The organism is Sandarakinorhabdus sp., assembly GCF_051860625.1.
Classification (GTDB): Bacteria; Pseudomonadota; Alphaproteobacteria; order Sphingomonadales; family Sphingomonadaceae; genus Sandarakinorhabdus.
The window spans coordinates 22,526-42,198 of the sequence record NZ_JBHYDQ010000004.1 but is presented as its reverse complement, the minus strand read 5'-3'; the positions used below and the strand labels follow the sequence as shown (position 1 = coordinate 42,198).

The window sequence follows — 19,673 nt, the reverse complement described above, 5'->3', positions numbered from 1 at the left end:
GTCATTTCACTTGGATCAAGGCAACCCGATCACCTTGTGCGTCTGCAGGCCAAGCCGCCATTGCGGGTGGGTTAGGCAATAGGCGATGGCGGCCTGGGTGTTGGCGGCCTGATTGGGGCCGTCCATCGGTTGTAGGAAGAAATGCTGAAAGGGCAGGTGTGCGAAGCGTTCGGGCATCGCCTTGGGCTGGGGATAGACGAGTTTCAGTTCATTGCCGGCCGTCAAGGCAAGCGGCGCATCGGCCTTGGGGCTGACACAGATCCAGTCGATGCCGGGCGGCGCCACCTGCGTGCCGTTGGTTTCGATCGCGATTTCAAAGCCATGGGCGTGCAGGGCGGCGATCAGCGGCGTGTCGAGCTGCAGAAGTGGCTCGCCGCCGGTGCAGACGACGAGGCGATGGTCTGGCGTATCGCCCCAGCAGGCGGCGACCGTGTCGGCGAGCACCTGCGCATCGGCGAACTTGCCGCCGCCTGGGCCATTGGTGCCGACGAAATCCGTGTCGCAGAAGGTGCACACCGCGGTGGCGCGATGCTGCTCACGTCCCGTCCACAGGTTGCAGCCGGCAAAACGCAGGAACACCGCGCGGCGCCCGGTCTGGGCGCCTTCGCCTTGCAGCGTGAGGAACAATTCCTTGACCGTGTAACTCATAGGGCCGGGTCCACGACGCCGGCTTCGGCAAAGCCCTTGGCGCGCAGGCGGCAACTATCGCAGGCGCCGCACGGGTTCCCGGCCGGCGTTGGGTCATAACAGGACCAGGTGAGGTGCAACGGTGCGCCGACAGCGTGGGCGGCGGCGATGATCCCGGCCTTGTCGAGCGTCATCAACGGCGTGTGCACCTTGAACGCTGCGCCCTCCACCCCGGCCTTGGTGGCGGTGTTGGCCATGGCTTCGAACGCCGCGATGAATTCCGGACGGCAATCGGGATAGCCGCTGAAATCCAAGGCGTTGACGCCGATGAACAGATCGCGCGCGCCGGCGGCTTCGGCCCAACCCAGCGCCACCGACAGGAAGATGGTGTTGCGCGCCGGGACATAGGTGATCGGGATGCCGGGCATCACGCCGTCCTTGGGCACGTCGATATCGGCGGTCAGCGCCGAACCGCCGAAACCGGTGAGATCAAGCGGCAGCACGATATGGCGTTCGGCTCCCAGGGCGTCGGCGACGCGGGCGGCATGGTCCAGTTCGATGCGGTGGCGCTGGTTATAGTCGATGGTCAGCGCCAGCAACCGCCAGCCTTGCGCCCTGGCCATGGCGGCGACCGTGGTGGAATCCAGCCCGCCCGACAGCAATACGACAGCGGTCTTGGGCGCCAGCCTGCCGGTCATCAGGCCGCAATCGCGAACACGCGGCTGCAGAATTGGCAGTCGACCGAAATCAGGCCCTTGTCGTCGCGCATGTCAGCGCGTTCGGTTTCGGGGAAGCGCAGCAGCACGTCGCGGATATGCGCCGCCGAACAGCGGCAGCCGCGCACCGGTGTCGGGCCCGGCGTGACCCGCACCTGTTCTTCGTGGAACAGCCGCCAGAGCAGGGCTTCGGCCGAAAGATCGGCGTCGGTCAGTTCTTCGGCGGTCGTCGTGCCGGCCAGCGCCGCGACATGTTCCCAATCGGGATGCTGTTCGCCGGCATCCAGGCGTTCGCCGCCGATTTCGGCGCGGGCCAGATGCTGCACCAGGATTCCGCCGGCCAGCCAGCCGGTTTCGGCACTGCCGGCGACGCCGATACGCATCAGCGTCGGCAATTGTTCCGATTGGCCGAACCAGCCTTCCAATGCGGCGGCCAGGCTATGGCCCTCCAGCGGCACGATGCCCTGCCAGCGCTCTTCGGAGGCGGCCTGATCGACGGTGATCGCCAGATAGCCTTTGCCGAACAGTTCCGGCAGGGTCATCCCATCTGAAACAGGGACTTGGGCATCGAACTTGATATGGCCGCGCAGCTCTCCGGCGCGCCAATCGCAGGCCAGCAGTTCGATGGCGCCGCCCTTGGCCGATGCCTGCACCGTCACCTGGCCATCGTGCAGGCGCATGGTGGCGCCGACCAGTGCGGTCAGCATCAACGCCTCGGCGAGCAGCCGGATCAGTGGTTCGGGATAGGGGTGGGCGGCGAGGATGGCGTTCAGCGTGGCGTCCAGGCGCACGATCTGGCCGCGGGCGCCGCGCGCCGGCACCATGAAGCCCAGCGTGCGATCGGCAGTGGGGGCAATGCCTTCCGGGCGCATCAATCGGCTCCACCGATCCGGCCCAGACACCAGAGCAGGATCGCCTTCTGCACATGCAGGCGATTTTCGGCTTCGTCCCACACGGCCGATTGCGGTCCGTCCATCACGCTGTCGGTCACTTCCTCGTTCCGATGCGCCGGCAGGCAATGCAGGAAGATGGCGCCGGGATTGGCCTGCGCCATCAACGCGTCATTCACCTGGAACGGGGTGCAGGCGGCGAGCTTTTCCTTGGCTTCGCTCTGCCCCATCGACACCCAGGTATCGGTGACGACACAATCGGCGTTCACCATCGCCTCCTGGGGGGTGTGATACAGGCCGATGCAGCCGCCGCGCGCGCAGGCGGTGGCCATCATGCCCGGATCGGGATCGAGCCCGCGCGGCACCCCCACCCGCAGATCGAATTTCAGCAGCGACGCCGCCTCGATCAGCGAATTGGTCATGTTGTTGCCATCGCCGACATAGGCCCAGGTCGAGCCCGTCACGGCACGGCCCATACGCTCTTCGAAGGTCATGATATCGGCCATCACCTGGCACGGGTGGGTGAGGTCGGTCAGGCCATTGATCACCGGCACACTGGCATGCTGGGCCAGCTTCTCCAGCTTGTCGTGGCTGTTGGTGCGCAGCATCAGTGCATCGACCATGCGGCTGAGTACGCGCGCGGTATCGGGGATGGTTTCACCGCGGCCCAACTGCATTTCGCCGGCGCTGGAGACGATGGTGGTGGCGCCCAACTGGCGCGCCGCCATGTCGAACGAGAAACGCGTGCGGGTGCTGGGCTTTTCGAAGATCATGCCGAGAACATGGCCGGCCAATGGCGCATCGGCATCGACCCGACCCTTGGGCCAGCCAGCGCGGGCGGCCTTGCGGCGGTGCGCTTCATCGAGAATGGTGCGCAAACCTGCCGATTCGGCAGCGGCAAGATCAAGAAAATGCGGCATCTTCTACTCTCTCCCTTCCCTTTTGAGGGGAGGGGTTTGGGTTGGGGAAGGGTGGGGACAAAGGCTACAGCCCCACCCCTGACCCCTCCCCTGAAGGGGAGGGGAATCTCAGGCAGCCACAGCCGGTTGATAGCTGCGGGCGGCGGCGGACAGGCGATCCACACATTCGCGGATCTGCTTTTCCTCGATGGTCAGCGGCGGCAGCAGGCGCACGACATTGTCGCCGGCGGCAACCGCCAGGATGCCGTGGCTGCGGGCGTGGGCGACAAAGGCGCGGCTGTCGGTTTTCAGCTTGAGACCCAGCATCAGGCCGTGGCCGCGCACGCTGTCGAACAGATCATCATGATTGGGGATCATCTGTTCCAGCGCTTCGGTCAGCCGGGCGCCCATCGTGCGCACGCGCTGCAGAAACGCCGGTTCGGCGACGATATCGAGCACGGCTTCGCAGGCCGCCATCGCCAGCGGATTGCCACCATAGGTGCTGCCATGGGTGCCGATCACCATGCCGGCCGCAGCCTTTTCGGTGGCAAGGCAGGCGCCAACCGGGAAGCCGCCGCCAATGCCCTTGGCAATCGCCATGATGTCGGGCGTGACGCCATAAAGTTCGTGGGCAAACAGCGCGCCGGTGCGGGCAACGCCGCACTGGACCTCATCCAGGATCAGCAGCAGGCCGTGTTGATCGGCCAGCGCACGCAGGCCCTTCAGGAATTCCGGGCTGGCCGGGCGGATGCCGCCTTCGCCCTGGATCGGCTCGACCATGAAAGCGCCGACCGTATCGTCGATGGCGGCTTCGGCGGCGGCGAGATCGTCGAACGGCACCACCTTGAACCAGTCCGGCAGTGGCTCGAAGCCCTTGCGCAGCTTTTCCTGATCGGTCGCGGAAATCGCCGCCATTGTGCGGCCGTGGAACGCGTTGGAGAAGGTGATGACGCGATGCTTGTGCGGGTTCCCCATGGCATAGTGATAGGAAAATGCCGTTTTCACCGCACATTCAAAAGCTTCGGCGCCGCTGTTGGTGAAGAACACCGTATCGGCAAAGGTCAGGTCCACCAGCCGCTGCGCCAGATGTTCCTGCGCCGGGGCCTTGTAGAGGTTGGAGGTGTGCATCAGCGTGGCGGCCTGTTTCTGGATGGCGGCCACCAGGTGGGGATGGCCATGGCCCAGGCAATTGACCGCGATGCCGCTGGCCATATCCAGCCATTCGCGCCCTTGCGCGTCGTACAGGTAGCAACCGTCACCGCGGACGGGCGCAACCTCACACCGGCCATATACGGGCATCAGCGGGCTGATCGTCATCGTCTCGTTCCCAGGCGGCGCCAGGATGCGGGCGCCGGATCGCATGAAGTGCAACGCAAAAAGGCGGCCCTGAGCGAGCACGCCTTCTGCGCCAAGCGTATAGCGATTTGGCCGCGCCCTCTCAACCCCTTCTGCTGAGGCTTGTACGTCGCAGCAAAGCCGGGCAGTTTCAGCACCATGGCGCATGAGGATGTTCTGAACTGGCTGGCAGCGCACGCGCGGGATGTGCCGGTGATCATACCGGGCGCCTCGACAGCGACAGTGGCCGAAGCCGCAGCGGCGCTGGGCGTTGCACCGGGCCGCATTGCCAAGACATTGGCATTGCGGGTGAACGACGCGGTGTTGCTGCTGGTGACACGCGGCGACGCCCGGCTGGACAATCAGAAATGCCGGGCGGCTCTGGGCGGCAAGCCGCGCATGCTGGATGCCGAGGAGACGCTGGCGCTGACCGGTCATGCCGTCGGCGGTGTTTGTCCGTTTGGGCTGGCGACGGCGCTGCCGGTGTGGCTGGACGTGTCGCTGCGGGATTATGCCAGCGTGTTCCCGGCGGCCGGTTCGCGCGAATCCTCGGTGGAAATCGCGCCTGACCGGCTGGCAGCGCTGGTGTCGCGCGGCTGGGTAGACGCCTGCAAATTGGTGTAGGGCCGCACCAGCGCCGCCACATCGACCCGGGCCTTCAGCCGGGCGGCGAGCAGATACATGCCGGCGATCTTGCGCTGAATGAACAGCAGATCGGGCGGCGGCGCCCGGAAATGTTCGCGCGCGGCGATCAGGCTGGCGGATTGTTCCTTCAGGTTGCTGGCCAGGCCATTGCCGCCAAAATCGAAGGCGCCATCCGTGCGCAGCGGCGCAAAGCCGTCGCGGGCCATCTCGATCAAGGTGCCCCGCATCGCCGGCGGCGCGTCGGGCGGGATCAGGCCGATGCCCTGCATCGCGGCGAGCAGGCCTTCATCGTCGCCGGCCATGCCGGTGGCCAGCATGGCGCGATAGGCGTCGCTGGTCGCCGGCAGCACCTCACGCGCGGCGCCGAAATCGAGCAGGACCAGCCGGCCGCTGTTCAAGTCGTAACGATAATTTGCGAAATTCGGATCGGTCTGCATCAGGCGCCAATCGAACAATTCGGCCATCAGCAGGCGCAGCATCAGGGTCATCACCCGATCCCGCTCGGCCTGGGGCAGGGCAGCGATGCGATCGATGGCGACGCCCTTGACATGGCCCATCACCAGGATGGTGGGAGTGGACAGATCGGCGGCGAGCGCGGGCACCACGACTTCGGGCCAACTTGCCGCCAGCGCGCCATAGCGGGCCAGCATCTCGCCTTCGCGCACATAGTCGGCTTCTTCGTGGAGCTGGCGCTTGGCCTCATCGAGCAACGGCCCGATGGCAAAGCCCGATGGCACCAGGCCGGACAGTTTGACCAGCGTGGCGACATTGTCGACATCGGCATCGATGCTGCCGGCAACACCGGGATATTGCACCTTGATCGCCAGATCGCGGCCATCGAGCGCGGTGGCGCGGTGGACCTGGCCAATCGAAGCCGCGGCGATGGGGCGATCATCGAAATGCTGGAACTGCGCGCGCCAGTTGGGGCCCCAGCCGCCGACCAGCACCTGTTCCAGTTGCGCCTGCGGCATCGGATCGGCTTCGGAGCGCAGGCGGGCGAGGATTTCGGACAGTTCCGGCGGCAGGATATCGCCATCGTCCATGGAAATCAGTTGGCCCAGCTTCATGGCCGCGCCGCGCAGCCGGGCCAGTTCGTCGGCCAGGCGCTTGGCGTTGGCCGGGGTGAGCAACAGGCTGGACAATTCGGGCCGCTGCCCGCGCATCACCTGGCCGGCCCCGCCACCGATGACATTGCCGACAATGCCGCCCGCCAGCCGGCCAAAGCCCGCAAGGCGCGACAGGCGGGTGGCGGGAACAGCGCGGGGACGATGGGGGGGGCGGGGCGGCTGCATGGGGGTGCTTTGCCCTGCAGCGGGCGCCTGCGCCAGTGCGTGGCATTGCCGCTGCCACTGGATTGCCGGGACCGGATACGAAAAAGGCCGGCAAAAAGCCGGCCTTTTCAAGATGGTGATCCCTACGGGACTCGAACCCGTGTTTTCGCCGTGAAAGGGCGACGTCCTAGACCGCTAGACGAAGGGACCAGCAGCGAGAGGCGCCTGTTATTGGTCTGGCAGGGCGGCGTCAACCGCGATTTTGAAATTGCCTGTGGAAAGCTCAGCGGCCATCGGCCCAGGCGGCGTCGTCCAGCTCCAGCTCGACGGCGTCACCGCCGGTCCATTCATCACGTTTGACGCGGCCGGCAACGTGGATCGGGCGGCGGCCGGCGCCGTGCCCAGCGCCTTGCAGCGCGGCGCCCAGTTCGCTGTCGCCGTGGCGCCAGGCCATGGCCTTGATGCGGCCGCCATCGGGGCCAGCCAGTTGCAAACGCAGATGATTTTCGCCGACGATGCGCGCATCCACCACCTGAAACGGCCCGGCGGCAACCCGCGGCGCTGGCCAGCCCTGGCCATAAGGGCCGGCGGTTTCCAGCACATCGACCAGCCCCGCATTCAGCCCGCGCGGGGCGACGGCGGCATCGATGGCGAGGTGGCGATGGGCGGTGGCCTGCGTGACAGCCGCAGCCAATCGCTGGTCGAGAAATTCGGCCAGTGCGGCAATCTTGTCGGCCGCCACCGTCAACCCGGCCGCCATGGCATGGCCGCCGCCGGCGATCAGCAAGCCTTCGTCCTTGGCCGCCAGCACGGCAGCACCGAGATCCACACCGGTAATCGAGCGCCCGGAGCCTTTGGCGGTGCCATCCTCCTGTATTGCAATCACGATCGCCGGGCGGCCGAGCCGTTCCTTCAGGCGGGACGCGACGATGCCGATGACGCCGGGGTGCCAGCCGTCGCCGGCGACGACGGCGCAGCCAGCGGCGGCATCGCCGGCGAAGCGCATGGCGGCATCGGTCACGTCCTGCTCGATCCCGCGCCTTTCCTGATTCAGCCGGTCGAGTTCGGCGGCAATGCCGGCGGCTTCGCCAGCATCATGGGTGGTGAGCAGCCGCACGCCCAGATCAGCCTGGCCAACGCGTCCGCCGGCATTGACGCGCGGGCCGAGCGCAAAGCCGAGATCGCGTGCGATTGGCGCGCGGGATAGGCGGGCGGCGTCGCTGAGCGCGGCAATGCCGATATTGCCGCGCCGGGCCATCACCTTCAGACCCTGAGTCACGAAAGCGCGGTTAAGCCCTTGCAAAGCCGCGACATCGGCGACCGTGCCCAGCGCCACCAGATCGAGCAGATCAAGCAGATTGGGCGCCTCTCGGCTGGCGAACCAGCCCTGCGTGCGCAGCAGGCGGTTGAGCGCGACCGCCAGCAGAAAGGCCATTCCGACGGCGGCCAGATGGCCATGGGCGGCGGCCTTGGCGGCTTCGTCGAGTCGATTGGGGTTCACCAGCGCGATCGCGTCTGGCAGCGCCGTGCCGGCCTTGTGGTGATCGACGACGATCACATCCAGGCCGGCCAATTTCGCGGCCGACAGCGCTTCGAAGCCCTGCGTGCCGCAATCGACAGTGACCACCAGATCGGCACCAGCCTGTTTCAGCGCCACCAGCGCGCCGGCCGAGGGGCCATAGCCTTCCAGCAGGCGATCCGGGATATAATGGCCGACCTTGCCGCCCACGCTGCGCAGATAACGGATCAGCACGGCAGCGGACGTGGCGCCATCCACATCATAATCGCCATAGATCACAATGGCTTCATCGCGGCGCAGCGCCAGGGCCAGGCGTTCGGCAGCCACATCCATATCGGCAAAGATCGACGGATCGGGCAGCCAGTCGCGCAGCGTGGGGCTTTTCAGGCGCGCAAAATCGGCCGGATCGGCGCCGCGCGTGCGGAACAGATGCTGCAGCAGATCATCGGCGCCGCGCCCATCCAGGCCGTCGCCGGGCACGATGCCACCGCGCCAGGCCCAGGGCTGGCCGGAAAGGGATGCTGCGACGCCAAGCACGGGGCGCGGGGGAGGAAGGCTCATCCCGGCCTTATGCGAGCCGCCACCTGCGCTCTGCAAGCCGATTAGCTGTGGCGGTGACCGCGATGTTCGCCGCTGACCCAGCGGATGGTGCCGGAACTGGCGCGCATCACCACGCTCTGGGTGGTGATCACGCCATCCTTGCGGCGCTTGACACCTTTCAGCATCGAACCGTCGGTGACGCCAGTGGCGGCGAAGATGCAATCGCCCTTGGCCAGATCGGTGAGATCGTAGATGCGATCGAGATCCTCGATGCCCCAGCGCCGCGCGCGGCCACGCTCATCATCGTTGCGGAACAACAATTTGCCCTGCATCTGGCCGCCGACGCAGCGCAGGGCGGCGGCTGCCAGCACGCCTTCGGGTGCGCCGCCCGAACCCATGTAGATGTCGATGCCGGTGTCGGGATTGGTGGTGGCGATCACGCCGGCGACATCGCCATCGGGGATCAGCATGATGCCGCAGCCCAGGCCGCGCAGTTCCGCCACCAGCGCTTCGTGGCGCGGGCGATCGAGCACGCAGACAATGAGCTCACCGGGCTTCACGCCCTTGGCGGCGGCGACGGCGCGCACATTCTCCGTCGCGCTGCGGCGCAGATCGATCACGCCGTCCGGATAGCCGGGGCCGACGGCAATCTTGTCCATATAGACGTCGGGGGCGTTGAGCAGACCACCTTCTTCGGCAATGGCCAGCACGGCCAGCGCATTGGGACCGGCCTTGGCCGTGATGGTGGTGCCTTCCAGCGGATCGAGCGCGATATCGATGCGTGGACCGGTCCCGATGGCCTTGCCGACCTTTTCGCCGATGAACAGCATCGGCGCCTCGTCCCGCTCGCCTTCGCCGATCACCACCGTGCCATCGAGTTCAAGCTGGTTGAGGGCGTCGCGCATGGCTTCCACGGCGGCAGCATCGGCGGCCTTTTCGTTGCCTCTGCCGATCAGGTGCGAGGCCGCGATGGCTGCGTTTTCGGTAACGCGAACCATTTCAAGCACGAGCACGCGCTCGAGCATATTGCTGACAGACGTCATACCGGGAATACCTCGTTTCGAATCAAAGGTTGCATGTGCTTTACGCGCGGCGCTGGCGCGGCGCAAAGTGTCAAAAATCGAGGATGTGCATCATCACCGGCTGCCCACTGACCGATGGGGATGCCGCCATCTGCGCCAGGCTGGCCAGCACATCGGCTTCGCGTGCCTGGTGGGTGACCATCACCAGCATGGCGGCACCGTCGCTGGTGGTACCGCGCTGCACCAGGCTTTCGATGGAGACGCCGCAGTCGCGCAACACGGCGGTCAGCTCGGCGAGCACGCCGGCGCGGTCGGCGACGCTGAGGCGCAGATAATAGCGGCCCTGGCGGTCGGCCGCCGGCGCGCGGGGCAGGGCGGTGAGATCGGCAACCGGCATCACGAACGGCGGGCGGACATCGCCGCGGGCAATATCGACAAGATCGGCGACCACCGCGCTGGCAGTGGGGCCTTCACCGGCGCCGCGGCCCTGGAAGAACAGCCGGCCGACGAAATCGCCTTCGACCACCACGGCGTTCAAGCTGCCCATGGTGGTGGCGACCGGGTTGTCGATCGGCACCAGGGCGGGGTGAACGCGTTGGAACAGGTGGCCATCCTGCACCTCGGCAAGGCCGACCAGCTTGATGCGGAAGCCCAGCGCGGCGGCCTGGGCGATATCGGCCTGAGCGATGGCGCGGATGCCGTGGGTGGCGACACCGGCAAAATCGATGCGTCCGCCAAAGGCCAGCGCCGCCAGGATCGACAATTTGTGCGCGGTATCGATGCCATCGATGTCGAAGCTCGGGTCGGCCTCGGCAAAGCCAAGCGCCTGCGCGTCGGCGAGCACGGCGGCGAAATCCAGCCCTTCGGATTCCATGCGCGAAAGGATATAATTGCAGGTGCCGTTCATCAGGCCATAGACGCGGGTGATGCGGTTGGCAGCGGCGCCCTCGGCCAACCCCTTGATGACCGGAATGCCACCGGCGACAGCTGCTTCATATTTCAGCGGAAGCCCAGCAGTTTCAGCGATTTGTGCCAGTTCCATGCCGTGGTGTGCGAGCATCGCCTTGTTGGCTGTCACCAGTGGCTTGCCGGCCGCGAAGGTGCGCCGGGCCAGCGTGAGGGCCGGGCCATCGCTACCGCCGATCAGTTCGACCACCACATCGACATCGTCGCGGGTAGCCAGTTCGGCGGCATCATCGACCCAGGCCATGCCATCCAATGAAATGCCGCGATCCCGGCCGCGATCACGGGCCGACACCGCCGCCACCACGATCGGCCGGCCGGCGCGGCGGGAAATGAGGTCGGCGTTCCAGTTCAGCACCTTGACGACGCCGGCGCCGACATTGCCGAGGCCGGCGAGGCCAACCCGCAAGTATGGTTTGCTGGGAGGAATATTCATACGTTCCACCTATTCGAAAACCTGAAATATTTCAGCTTCACCAATCCAAACGCTTGGACAGGCGAACATCAACGCGCGCCTTTGCCGATATTGCACTGATCGCATAACGTACGAAGATTGGAACGTTCATTTGTACCACCATTTGCGACCGCCACTATGTGGTCAACATGAAGCTTCACGCCATCATCCCTACTCGAACCACATACTTTACAACGGTACCCATCACCCTCAAAAACATCATATCTCAGCTTTTGCGAGATCGACTGTCTCAGAACGATGTTGACTGCCAAATTTTCCGGCTCACCAGGCAGTGTCGGACCGGCGAAAACTTGCGAAAATCGCCATTTACGAATTGCCGACGCCATTTGGTTCATTTCACTAAATGATTTCGAAGATCGTACCATCATAGTCGCAGCCGAAAAACCTTGGTCGTAGCCCCTGCGATAAGCTTGCTCTCGCTTTGGGTCAAAGTTTATTAAATCATCGGCACGGTCGGGAAAATAGGCTTCGGTTGTATCTTCAAATACACTTGGTCGAATCCATCGCTTCTCGCCGTTCTTTTCAAACGGCTTAGCGTATCCTTCAAACTTGCAAGCATCCAATAAAAGATCATCAAGCGAGCTTAAATATCCTCGGTCATTTATCCAGTTGTCAGTTTCAACTAAGGCGAGGAATTTTGCAATAACCGATGCGGGGGCGCCAATCTTTTCTAGCATGCGCACATACGCGTCCACACGATGTTGGTTGTGTTCCGGGCGGCCGCCCATGCTTCAGGCTCCCGCCTTTGCCGCCGGCGTGTTGACGCCCATCGATTGCAGATATTTACGGATGTTGCGCGCGGCCTGGCGCAGGCGTTGTTCGTTTTCGACCATCGCGATGCGGACGAAGCCTTCGCCGTCCTCGCCATAGCCAACTCCGGGCGCCACGGCGACGCCGGCGTGGACCAGCAACTGCTTGGAGAATTCCAGGCTGCCCAGATGCTTGAGGGCAGGCGGCAGCGGCGCCCATGCGAACATGCTGGCACGCGGCGGCGGGATGTCCCAGCCGGCGCGGCTGAAGCTTTCGACCATCACATCGCGGCGGCGGTGATAGAGCAGGCGGTTTTGCGCGACGATATCCTGTGGGCCGTTCAGCGCGGCGACGGCGGCGGCCTGAATGGGCGTGAAGGCGCCATAATCCAGATAGGATTTCACCCGGGTCAGGGCCGAAATCAATGTCTTGTTGCCGACAGCGAAACCAATGCGCCAACCGGCCATCGAGTAGGTCTTGCTCATCGAGGTGAATTCCACCGCCACATCGCGGGCGCCGGGCACCTGCAGGATGGATGGCGTCGGGCAGCCATCGAACCAGATCTCGCTATAGGCCAGATCGGACAGCACCCAGATTTCGTGCTTCTTGGCAAAGGCCACAACCCGTTCATAAAAGGCGAGATCGGCGACTTCGGCGGTCGGATTGGACGGGTAGCCCATCACCAGCACCGAGGGCTTGGGCACCGTGAAACGCACGGCGCGCTCCAGCGCCGCGAAATAGGCCTCGTCGGGCGTCGTCGGCACGCTGCGGATGGTGGCGCCGGCGATGATGAAGCCGAAGGTGTGAATGGGATAGGAGGGGTTGGGCGCCAGCACGACATCGCCGGGCGCAGTGATCGCCTGCGCCAGATTGGCGAGGCCTTCCTTTGAACCCAGCGTGACCACCACTTCGGTATCGGGATCAAGATCGACCCCGAAGCGCCTGGCATAATAGGCCGATTGGGCCTTGCGCAGGCCGGGGATGCCTTTCGACGCGCTATAGCCGTGCGCGTCCGGCTTGGCAGCGACTTCGGCGAGCTTGGCGATCACATGCGGGGGCGGCGGCAGATCGGGATTGCCCATGCCCAGATCGATGATGTCTTCGCCGCGGGCGCGGGCGGCGGCGCGCATGGCATTCACTTCCGCGATCACATAGGGCGGCAAACGTTTGATGCGGTAGAATTCGTCCTGCATGTCGGGCTCCGGGGTAGGGCCTGCGTGTAGGCAAGTGCGCCGGAAAAGAAAAGCGGCGCAGGACATGGCGAGAATATGTGGCCAAGCCAGCGCCATCAGGGCAAAGTGGCGGCAGTGGAGACCAGCATGCCCGAAAACACCAAAGCCCCCGGCAAAACCCCCGATCTCGCCGATCCTGCGGCCCTGCAGGTGATCGCCCAGCAGAATTTCCAGAAGGCTACCGACCTGGTGGGCCGCGGCCAGCAGATGATGCTGGAATTCTGGAGCAAGGAGCACGGCCAGGCGCCGCTGGTGCCCGATCCCCTGGGCATGATGACGACCTGGACGCGGGCGTGGACGGCAATGCTGAGCGATCCGATGAAGCTGATGGAGCAGCAGCAGCGGTACATGACCGATGCGCTGGCGCTGTGGCAGCGGTTTCTGGTGTCGGACGCCGAAAAGCCCAGTGTGAAGGACAAGCGCTTCGCCAGCGCCGCCTGGGCGGAAACCCCGGCGTTCGATTTCCTGCGCCAATCCTATCTGCTGACCGCCAATCATGTGATGGCGGCCGCCCAGGGCATCGATGGCCTGGACGCGCAGGAGAAGGCCAAGGCGCAGTTCCTGATCAAGCAGTTCGTCGATGCGATGAGCCCGTCCAATTTCGCCCTGACCAACCCGGATGTGCTGAAGGCGACCGCGGAAACCGGCGGCACCAATCTGCTGAAGGGGCTGGAGCATCTGCTGGATGATCTCAGCGCCGGGCGCATGCGGATGACCGACGAGAAGGCGTTCGAAGTCGGCCGCAACGTCGCCATCACACCGGGCAAGGTGGTTTATCAGAACCGGCTGTTCCAGTTGATCCAATATGCGCCGGTGACGAAGACAGTGTTTGAAACGCCGCTGGTCATCTTCCCGCCGTGGATCAACAAGTTTTACATCCTCGATCTGACCGCCGAGAAAAGCTTCATCCGCTGGTGTGTGGAGCAGGGCATCACCGTGTTCATGGTGAGCTGGAAGAATGCCGACGAAAGCCTCGCCGATGCCACCCTCGATACATATGTGGAGGAGGGGATGTTCACCGCGATTAACGTGGTGCGGGAGATTTGCGAGACGCCGGCCGTCCATACGATCGGCTATTGCGTGGCCGGCACCACCCTGTCGGCGGCGCTGGCGGTGCTGGCGGCGAAGGGTGAAGCCGAACAAGTGGCCAGCGCGACCTTTTTCACGGCGCAGGTCGATTTTGCCGATGCTGGCGAACTGAAATTGTTCGTCGATGATGCCGGGCTCGATACGATGGAGCGGATCAAGGGCGACAAGCCGGTGATGGACGGCCGCTATCTGGCCAGCACCTTCAACCTGCTGCGATCCAATGATCTGATCTGGAATTATGTGGTGAACAACTACATGCTGGGCAAGGATTATTTCCCGTTTGATCTGCTCTATTGGAACAGCGACGCCACCAATGTGCCAGCGAAATGGCACAGCGACTATATCCAGCAGATGTACCGCGAAAACCTGCTGGTGGTGCCGGGGGCCATTTCGGTGGGCGGGGTGCCGATCGATCTGAGCCTGGTGAAGACGCCGGCCTATATCCAGGGCGGCAAGGAAGACCATATCGCGCCGGCGCGCAGTTGCTTCAAGCTGACCAAGGCGTTCAGTGGCGAAACGCGGTTCGTGCTGGCGGGCAGCGGGCATATCGCCGGGGTGGTGAACCCGCCGTCATCGGGCAAATATCAATATTGGACGAACGAGGCCGGGGCGGATTCGCTGGAGGCGTTCGTGGCCGGCGCCAAGGAGACCAAGGGCAGTTGGTGGCCCGATTGGCTGGCCTGGCTGACGCCGCGATCGGGCAAGCAGATCAAGGCGCGGGTGCCGGGGGCTGGCAAGTACAAGGCCATCGAGGATGCGCCGGGGGCGTATGTGAAGGAGCGGATTTGAGGGACCATTAGTTCGGGGCAAATGTAAAAGAGCTCCGGCGCCCAGATATTTGCGGCGCGGAGGAGCGGTTGGCCGGGCGTGACAAGCCCGAGGGCGAGGTGCAGGGCATCGACCGCTCTCAGGTTGTAGCACAAGTGTCAAAGTAACAAATCGTCCTGAACTTGTTCCGGATTGGGTAGCCGGCCTGTCATGTCGATCGGGCGAAGGTGACTTGCGCCTGCCTTCGCATCTGCTGCATGGGTGGCCTTTGGGGGGCGGCATGATTGGTGTCATCATCGTTGCATTTCAATCGGCTGATGTGATCGGCGAATGCGTGGCGAGTCTGTTGGCCAGCCAGGGCGCCGAACTGCGGGTGGTGGTGGCGGATAATTTCTCCACTGATGACAGCGTGGCGGTGGTGCGGGCGGCGGCGGCGGCGGCGGGGGTGGCCTATGCCGAGTATCCGGCGGCGCAGGCGGCGGGGCTGGCGTTCGAGCAGATCGCGCCGGTGACGGTGCTGCGCGGGTCGGCCAATCTGGGTTATGGCGGTGGCTGCAATATCGGGTTGCAGGCGTTGATTCCGCACCGCGAATTCGATCTGTTCTGGATCCTCAATCCCGATTGCGTGGTGATGCCCGATACCGCGGCGGCCTATCGCCGGGCGGCGGATGCCGGCGGGGTGTTCGGCTTGATGGGCGGGCGCACCCTGTATCGGGAGGCGCCGCATCGTGTGCAGAGCGATGGCGGCCGGGTGCGGCGTTGGACGGGGATTGGTGTCAATGTGAACAGCGGGCAGTTGCCCGATGCGGTTACGATGCCCGATCCGGCCACGCTGAACTTCATTTCGGGCGCGAACATGGTGGCGTCGCGCGCGTTCGTCGATCAGGTCGGGCTGATGGCGGAGGATTATTTCCTGTATTATGAGGAACTGGACTGGGCGGCGCGGCGCGGCGACTTGCCGTTCCGGCTGTGTGCCGAGGCGATCGTGCATCACCATGGCGGCACCACCATCGGCAGCGGAACATTGTCGCGCGCCGCCAGCCCGTTTGCCAATTATTTCACCTATCGCAATCGCTTCCGCTTCGTGATGCGTTTCATGCCGGCGATGCTGCCGTTTTCCTGGGTGTGGTCGATGGCGGTGGCGGTGCGGATGCTGCTGCGGGGCGAAGGCTGGGCCCGGGCCGAGGCGGCAGTGCGCGGTTTCCACCAGTTGCCGCCGTCGGCAGCGGTGCGGGCACGATTGTCGCCGGCGGCGGCTGCGCTGGCCTTTGGCGAGCGCCCGAAAGGTTGAGCGGCGCGAACCGGCTGTGGCCGGGAACCGAACCAGATCATGTGCGTTGAGACCCTTGTAACCAAGGAGAAAATCGATGCGCGGTGTTGTGGTGATGATGGCGGGCTGCCTCGCGATTTCGGGCTGTGCTTCGGGGTTTGGCGACAATCGCTTTGGCGGCCGGCAGGGCAATAATTGGGGCCAATATGACTATAATCGGCCCGACCCGCGCTATGGCGGCTATGATGCCGGGCGTTATTATCAGGACAATCGCCGGGTGCGCGAACGTCGGCTGTCGGCGCGTGATCGTGTGTATCGCGGGCAGGATGGGCGTTATTACTGCAGGCGCAACGATGGCACCACCGGGCTGATCATCGGCGCCGCGGGTGGCGGCGTGTTGGGCAATGTGATTGCGCCGGGTGGTTCGGCCTTGTTGGGCACGATTCTGGGCGCTGTCGGCGGCGGGATCGCCGGGCGGGCGATCGAACGTGGCGGCAACCGCAATAATGGGCGCAATGATGTGCGGTGCCGGTGAGGTCATCGGCGCCGTTCGTTACCCCTCACCCGGCTTGCTGCGCGAGTCCGACCTCACCCCCGCGGGGACAGGTGGTCATTCGGCCGCTTCCAGCATGGGGGCGGCCGTTTTGGCGGTTGCGAAATCCATTTCGTCGGTGACCGGGCCTGACAGCAGTTCACGGCGGTCGTATTTGTAATCGGCGGTGACCACCCAGGGCGCGCGGTTGCCGGAGCGGGGGAGGGCGTCGGCGCCGCGCTGGACGTAGCCGGACTGCAGATCCATCGCCAGGCGTTCGGGGGTGACATCGGCGGCGGGCGTGGGCGTCGCGATGTCGGCACCCACTTTGCGCATGTGGTTGAGCAGCCGGCAGACATAATCGGCGATCAGATCGGAGCGCAGGGTCCAACTGGCGTTGATATAGCCGAAGCTGATGGCGAGATTGGGGATGCCGGAGAACATCAGGCCCTTGTAGGCGAGCGCGTCGCCGGTGCGGCGGGGCTGGCCATCGACGGTGACGGCCATGCCGCCCAGCGCCTGCAGTTTCAGGCCAGTGGCGGTGACGATGATGTCGGCCGCCAGCAATTGGCCCGATGCGAGGCGGATGCCGCCGGGTTCGAACCGCTCGATCTGATCGGTGGCGATGCTGGCAGTCCCGGCGGAAAGCGACTGGAACAGATCGGCGTCGGGGACCAGGCACAGCCGCTGATCCCACGGGTTGTAGCCGGGGGTGAAGTGGGTTTCGAGATCATAATCGGCGGGCAGCAATTTCGCGAGTTGTCCCAACAAGGCCTCACGCACCTTGCCGGGGTTCTTCCGGGTCTGCTTGTAGAACCACTGGCCCATCGTGACATTTTTCCAGCGGGTGATGTTGTAGGCGGTTTGCGCCGGCAGCACCGCGCGCAGGGCGTTGGCGATGGGATCGGAGGACGGGCGGGAGACCATCCAGGTGGGCGTGCGTTGCAGCATGGTGACATGCGATGCGCGCTTGGCGAGTTCGGGGACCAGGGTGACGGCCGTGGCGCCGGAGCCGATGACAACGATGCGTTTGCCGGCGTAATCAAGGCTTTCGGGCCAGAATTGCGGGTGGATGATCTGGCCGGCGAAATCCGCCTCACCCGGCCAGGTCGGGCGGTGGCCTTCGGCATAATTATAATAGCCGCTGCACATGTAGAGGAAGCGGGCGGTGAGCGTGGTGGTGCCGGTCGCGGTGGTGGCGGTGACCGTCCAGCGCGCGGCGCTGCTGTCCCACGCCGCAGACGTCACCTTGTGGCCGAAACGGATGTGGGGCGTGATGCCATGTTCTGCCGCGGTTTCGCGGATATAGCTGCGGATGGACGGGCCGTCGGCAATGGCCTTGGCGGCGGTCCATGGCTTGAAGCGGTAGCCCAGCGTGTACATGTCGCTGTCCGACCTTATGCCGGGATAACGGAACAGATCCCAGGTGCCGCCGATGGCGTCGCGACCTTCGATGATCGCCCAGCGTTCGTTCGGGCAGTTCTGCTGCAGATGCACGGCGGCGCCGATGCCGGACAGGCCGGCGCCAACGATCAGAACGTCGAGATCACTATCAGTCATGCCAAGGCTCCCGCTTTACATTTGCGTAAAGCGGGAGGGGCGTTGCAGCAATGGGGCAAAATCGCAGCTACTTGCGAATTGGGCCGAAGGTGGTCGGCAATTGGCGCGGGCGATCGCGGCGGGCGACCTGGGCCTGATAGGCGATCAGGCAATGTTCGTTGCAGTAGGGAAAGCCGGGTTGGGTCGGCTTGCCGCAGAAATGGAAATCCGCATCGTCGGGATGGCCGATCGGCCATTTGCAGACCTTTTCGTTCAGGTCGAGCAAGGTGGTGCGCGCTTGCTTGCCGGATTTGGCCTTGGCCGTGCGCGGCGCCGGGTTGGCGGTCGGGCTCGCCGGGGCGGGGGTGGCGACGGCCTGCACGGGCGCTGCGGCCGGGGCCGGGCTGCTGGCGGCCGGGGCAGGCGGCGGCGCTGGCACTGGGCGGGCCGGGGTTGCCGCTGCGGCGGCTGGCGCGGCTTCGGCGGCGGCCTTCACCGGCGATGGGCGGCTTTCCAGGCCGAGACGGTGCGCCTTGCCAATCACGGCATTGCGAGTGACGCCTTCACCCAGCAGCTCGGCGATCTGGGTTGCGGTCATGCCGCTTTCCCAGCCATGTTTCAGTTTGGCGATGCGTTCGTCGGTCCAGGCCATAGTTTTTCTTCATCCAGGGGGAGGTGGCCGCCTCTTGGCAGCCGCAGCGTTCATCCGTAGGTGAAATAGCCATGACGCCGCCAAATAACAAGCCAGCCCCCCATGCGGAGCCCGGTGTGCCGGTGATATCGCGCTTCAACACGGAAGGGTTGAAGACGCTGTATCTGAAAGAGGTGCGGCGCTTCTGGAAGGTGCAATTGCAGACGGTGTGGGCGCCGGCGATCACCACATTGATGTTTCTGGTGATCTTTGCGCTGGCGCTGGGGCGCGGCGGCAATGTGGTGCTCGGTGTGCCCTTTGCGGATTTCCTGGGGCCGGGCCTGATCGTGATGGGCATGATCCAGAACAGTTTTGCCAACACATCGTCGTCGATCCTGGTGGCAAAAATGCAAGGATCGATCATCGATGTGCTGATGCCGCCCTTGTCGGCCGGCGAATTGTTGCTGGCCTGGGTGGCCGGTGCGCTCACACGCGCCTGGGCGGTTGGTCTGGCGGTGTGGCTGGCGATGGCGCTGGCCCCCGGGGTGAATGTGGTGGTGCGCGATCCGCTGCTGATCCTGTATTTCGGCACGATGGGTTCGGTGTTGCTGGCGTTGCTGGGCGTGCTGACCGGCGTATGGGCGGAAAAATTCGATCATGCCGCTGCGGTGAGCAATTTCGTGATTCAACCGCTGACCTTGCTGTCGGGGACCTTTTACGTGGTGGACCGGGTCAGCCCGTGGATGGCAAGCATGGCGCGGGTGAATCCGTTTTTCTATGTGATCGACGGGTTTCGGGCTGGCTTTCTGGGCATCAGCGACGGGCATCTGCTGGAAGGTGCGATTGGCCTGGCGGTTGTCAATGCATTACTATGGTTTGTCTGTTATTGGGTAATGAAATCGGGCTGGAAACTGCGCGCGTGAACAGATGTGCGGCATGCGGCAACGACGTAATTGCATA

General features: G+C 64.6%; 18 protein-coding genes and 1 tRNA gene. 5 read left to right on the top strand and 14 right to left on the bottom strand.

Annotation, left to right across the window (positions count from 1 at the left end; all coding sequences use genetic code 11):
• Positions 1–15 precede the first annotated feature (15 nt).
• From queE to ACTIEZ_RS05375, 5 genes are all read right to left on the bottom strand, one after another.
• A complete protein-coding gene (gene queE / locus ACTIEZ_RS05395; protein ID WP_439545634.1) occupies positions 16–648 on the bottom strand; it encodes a 7-carboxy-7-deazaguanine synthase in 633 nt (210 codons plus the stop codon).
• Entirely contained in the window at positions 645–1,325 is a 681-nt protein-coding gene (queC, locus tag ACTIEZ_RS05390; protein WP_439545633.1) for a 7-cyano-7-deazaguanine synthase QueC, read from the bottom strand. Before queC ends, queE begins: the two co-directional genes overlap by 4 nt.
• The gene (locus ACTIEZ_RS05385; RefSeq protein ID WP_439545632.1) at positions 1,325–2,215 is read right to left on the bottom strand and encodes an Hsp33 family molecular chaperone HslO; all 891 of its coding nucleotides are present in this window, start codon (positions 2,213–2,215) and stop codon (positions 1,325–1,327) included. Before ACTIEZ_RS05385 ends, queC begins: the two co-directional genes overlap by 1 nt.
• Positions 2,215–3,153, bottom strand: a complete 939-nt coding sequence (gene argF / locus ACTIEZ_RS05380) for an ornithine carbamoyltransferase (protein ID WP_439545631.1) — start codon at positions 3,151–3,153, stop codon at positions 2,215–2,217. The genes ACTIEZ_RS05385 and argF overlap by 1 nt, the downstream gene beginning before the upstream one ends.
• A 108-nt stretch (positions 3,154–3,261) precedes the next feature.
• Positions 3,262–4,449 carry an aspartate aminotransferase family protein gene (locus ACTIEZ_RS05375; RefSeq protein WP_439545782.1) on the bottom strand — a complete coding sequence of 396 codons (1,188 nt, stop codon included), beginning with the start codon at positions 4,447–4,449 and terminating at the stop codon, positions 3,262–3,264.
• Between the two features lie 177 nt (positions 4,450–4,626).
• Between ACTIEZ_RS05375 and ACTIEZ_RS05370 the strand changes: the two genes are divergently transcribed.
• Positions 4,627–5,091, top strand: coding sequence for a YbaK/EbsC family protein (locus ACTIEZ_RS05370; RefSeq protein WP_439545781.1), 465 nt, complete (start codon positions 4,627–4,629; stop codon positions 5,089–5,091).
• Here ACTIEZ_RS05370 and ACTIEZ_RS05365 read toward each other — a convergent pair.
• The 7 genes from ACTIEZ_RS05365 to ACTIEZ_RS05335 form a co-directional block, all read right to left on the bottom strand.
• Positions 4,977–6,404 carry an ABC1 kinase family protein gene (locus tag ACTIEZ_RS05365; RefSeq protein ID WP_439545630.1) on the bottom strand — a complete coding sequence of 476 codons (1,428 nt, stop codon included), beginning with the start codon at positions 6,402–6,404 and terminating at the stop codon, positions 4,977–4,979. The genes ACTIEZ_RS05370 and ACTIEZ_RS05365 overlap by 115 nt on opposite strands.
• A 113-nt stretch (positions 6,405–6,517) precedes the next feature.
• Positions 6,518–6,593 (bottom strand) — tRNA-Glu (locus ACTIEZ_RS05360).
• Between the two features lie 73 nt (positions 6,594–6,666).
• Positions 6,667–8,463 (bottom strand): single-stranded-DNA-specific exonuclease RecJ, encoded by a 1,797-nt coding sequence (gene recJ / locus ACTIEZ_RS05355; RefSeq protein WP_439545629.1) that lies wholly within the window; start codon positions 8,461–8,463, stop codon positions 6,667–6,669.
• A 41-nt stretch (positions 8,464–8,504) separates the two neighbouring features.
• Positions 8,505–9,485 (bottom strand): class II fructose-bisphosphatase, encoded by a 981-nt coding sequence (gene glpX, locus ACTIEZ_RS05350; protein WP_439545628.1) that lies wholly within the window; start codon positions 9,483–9,485, stop codon positions 8,505–8,507.
• Between the two features lie 70 nt (positions 9,486–9,555).
• A complete protein-coding gene (locus ACTIEZ_RS05345; protein ID WP_439545627.1) occupies positions 9,556–10,863 on the bottom strand; it encodes a homoserine dehydrogenase in 1,308 nt (435 codons plus the stop codon).
• Positions 10,864–10,931: 68 nt separating this feature from the next.
• A complete protein-coding gene (locus ACTIEZ_RS05340) occupies positions 10,932–11,630 on the bottom strand; it encodes an HNH endonuclease (protein ID WP_439545626.1) in 699 nt (232 codons plus the stop codon).
• A gap of 3 nt (positions 11,631–11,633) precedes the next feature.
• Entirely contained in the window at positions 11,634–12,845 is a 1,212-nt protein-coding gene (locus ACTIEZ_RS05335) for an LL-diaminopimelate aminotransferase (protein WP_439545625.1), read from the bottom strand.
• A gap of 126 nt (positions 12,846–12,971) precedes the next feature.
• Between ACTIEZ_RS05335 and ACTIEZ_RS05330 the strand changes: the two genes are divergently transcribed.
• From ACTIEZ_RS05330 to ACTIEZ_RS05320, 3 genes are all read left to right on the top strand, one after another.
• On the top strand, positions 12,972–14,762 hold the full coding sequence (locus ACTIEZ_RS05330) for a PHA/PHB synthase family protein (protein ID WP_439545624.1): 1,791 nt from the start codon (positions 12,972–12,974) through the stop codon (positions 14,760–14,762).
• 259 nt (positions 14,763–15,021) lie between these two features.
• Positions 15,022–16,032 (top strand): glycosyltransferase family 2 protein, encoded by a 1,011-nt coding sequence (locus tag ACTIEZ_RS05325; RefSeq protein ID WP_439545623.1) that lies wholly within the window; start codon positions 15,022–15,024, stop codon positions 16,030–16,032.
• A 76-nt stretch (positions 16,033–16,108) separates the two neighbouring features.
• Positions 16,109–16,546, top strand: coding sequence for a hypothetical protein (locus ACTIEZ_RS05320; protein ID WP_439545622.1), 438 nt, complete (start codon positions 16,109–16,111; stop codon positions 16,544–16,546).
• A 75-nt stretch (positions 16,547–16,621) separates the two neighbouring features.
• On the opposite strand, the gene ACTIEZ_RS05315 is transcribed toward ACTIEZ_RS05320, so the two are convergent.
• On the bottom strand, positions 16,622–18,103 hold the full coding sequence (locus ACTIEZ_RS05315) for a flavin-containing monooxygenase (protein WP_439545621.1): 1,482 nt from the start codon (positions 18,101–18,103) through the stop codon (positions 16,622–16,624).
• A 67-nt stretch (positions 18,104–18,170) separates the two neighbouring features.
• Entirely contained in the window at positions 18,171–18,734 is a 564-nt protein-coding gene (locus tag ACTIEZ_RS05310; protein WP_439545620.1) for a GcrA family cell cycle regulator, read from the bottom strand.
• A gap of 71 nt (positions 18,735–18,805) precedes the next feature.
• On the opposite strand from ACTIEZ_RS05310, the gene ACTIEZ_RS05305 reads away from it, so the two are divergent.
• Positions 18,806–19,636, top strand: a complete 831-nt coding sequence (locus ACTIEZ_RS05305; RefSeq protein WP_439545619.1) for an ABC transporter permease — start codon at positions 18,806–18,808, stop codon at positions 19,634–19,636.
• Positions 19,637–19,673: the final 37 nt, after the last annotated feature.

What these genes read in the sequence shown, in the direction of transcription:
- ACTIEZ_RS05370 (WP_439545781.1), top strand. Translation starts at nt 4,627, where the DNA reads ATGGCGCATGAGGATGTTCTGAACTGGCTGGCAGCGCACGCGCGGGAT.
- ACTIEZ_RS05305 (WP_439545619.1), top strand. Translation starts at nt 18,806, where the DNA reads ATGACGCCGCCAAATAACAAGCCAGCCCCCCATGCGGAGCCCGGTGTG.
- recJ (WP_439545629.1), bottom strand. Translation starts at nt 8,463, where the DNA reads ATGAGCCTTCCTCCCCCGCGCCCCGTGCTTGGCGTCGCAGCATCCCTT.
- ACTIEZ_RS05315 (WP_439545621.1), bottom strand. Translation starts at nt 18,103, where the DNA reads ATGACTGATAGTGATCTCGACGTTCTGATCGTTGGCGCCGGCCTGTCC.
- glpX (WP_439545628.1), bottom strand. Translation starts at nt 9,485, where the DNA reads ATGACGTCTGTCAGCAATATGCTCGAGCGCGTGCTCGTGCTTGAAATG.
- ACTIEZ_RS05375 (WP_439545782.1), bottom strand. Translation starts at nt 4,449, where the DNA reads ATGACGATCAGCCCGCTGATGCCCGTATATGGCCGGTGTGAGGTTGCG.
- ACTIEZ_RS05385 (WP_439545632.1), bottom strand. Translation starts at nt 2,215, where the DNA reads ATGCGCCCGGAAGGCATTGCCCCCACTGCCGATCGCACGCTGGGCTTC.
- ACTIEZ_RS05330 (WP_439545624.1), top strand. Translation starts at nt 12,972, where the DNA reads ATGCCCGAAAACACCAAAGCCCCCGGCAAAACCCCCGATCTCGCCGAT.
- ACTIEZ_RS05310 (WP_439545620.1), bottom strand. Translation starts at nt 18,734, where the DNA reads ATGGCCTGGACCGACGAACGCATCGCCAAACTGAAACATGGCTGGGAA.
- ACTIEZ_RS05365 (WP_439545630.1), bottom strand. Translation starts at nt 6,404, where the DNA reads ATGCAGCCGCCCCGCCCCCCCCATCGTCCCCGCGCTGTTCCCGCCACC.
- ACTIEZ_RS05320 (WP_439545622.1), top strand. Translation starts at nt 16,109, where the DNA reads ATGCGCGGTGTTGTGGTGATGATGGCGGGCTGCCTCGCGATTTCGGGC.
- ACTIEZ_RS05325 (WP_439545623.1), top strand. Translation starts at nt 15,022, where the DNA reads ATGATTGGTGTCATCATCGTTGCATTTCAATCGGCTGATGTGATCGGC.
- ACTIEZ_RS05335 (WP_439545625.1), bottom strand. Translation starts at nt 12,845, where the DNA reads ATGCAGGACGAATTCTACCGCATCAAACGTTTGCCGCCCTATGTGATC.
- queE (WP_439545634.1), bottom strand. Translation starts at nt 648, where the DNA reads ATGAGTTACACGGTCAAGGAATTGTTCCTCACGCTGCAAGGCGAAGGC.
- ACTIEZ_RS05345 (WP_439545627.1), bottom strand. Translation starts at nt 10,863, where the DNA reads ATGAATATTCCTCCCAGCAAACCATACTTGCGGGTTGGCCTCGCCGGC.
- queC (WP_439545633.1), bottom strand. Translation starts at nt 1,325, where the DNA reads ATGACCGGCAGGCTGGCGCCCAAGACCGCTGTCGTATTGCTGTCGGGC.
- ACTIEZ_RS05340 (WP_439545626.1), bottom strand. Translation starts at nt 11,630, where the DNA reads ATGGGCGGCCGCCCGGAACACAACCAACATCGTGTGGACGCGTATGTG.
- argF (WP_439545631.1), bottom strand. Translation starts at nt 3,153, where the DNA reads ATGCCGCATTTTCTTGATCTTGCCGCTGCCGAATCGGCAGGTTTGCGC.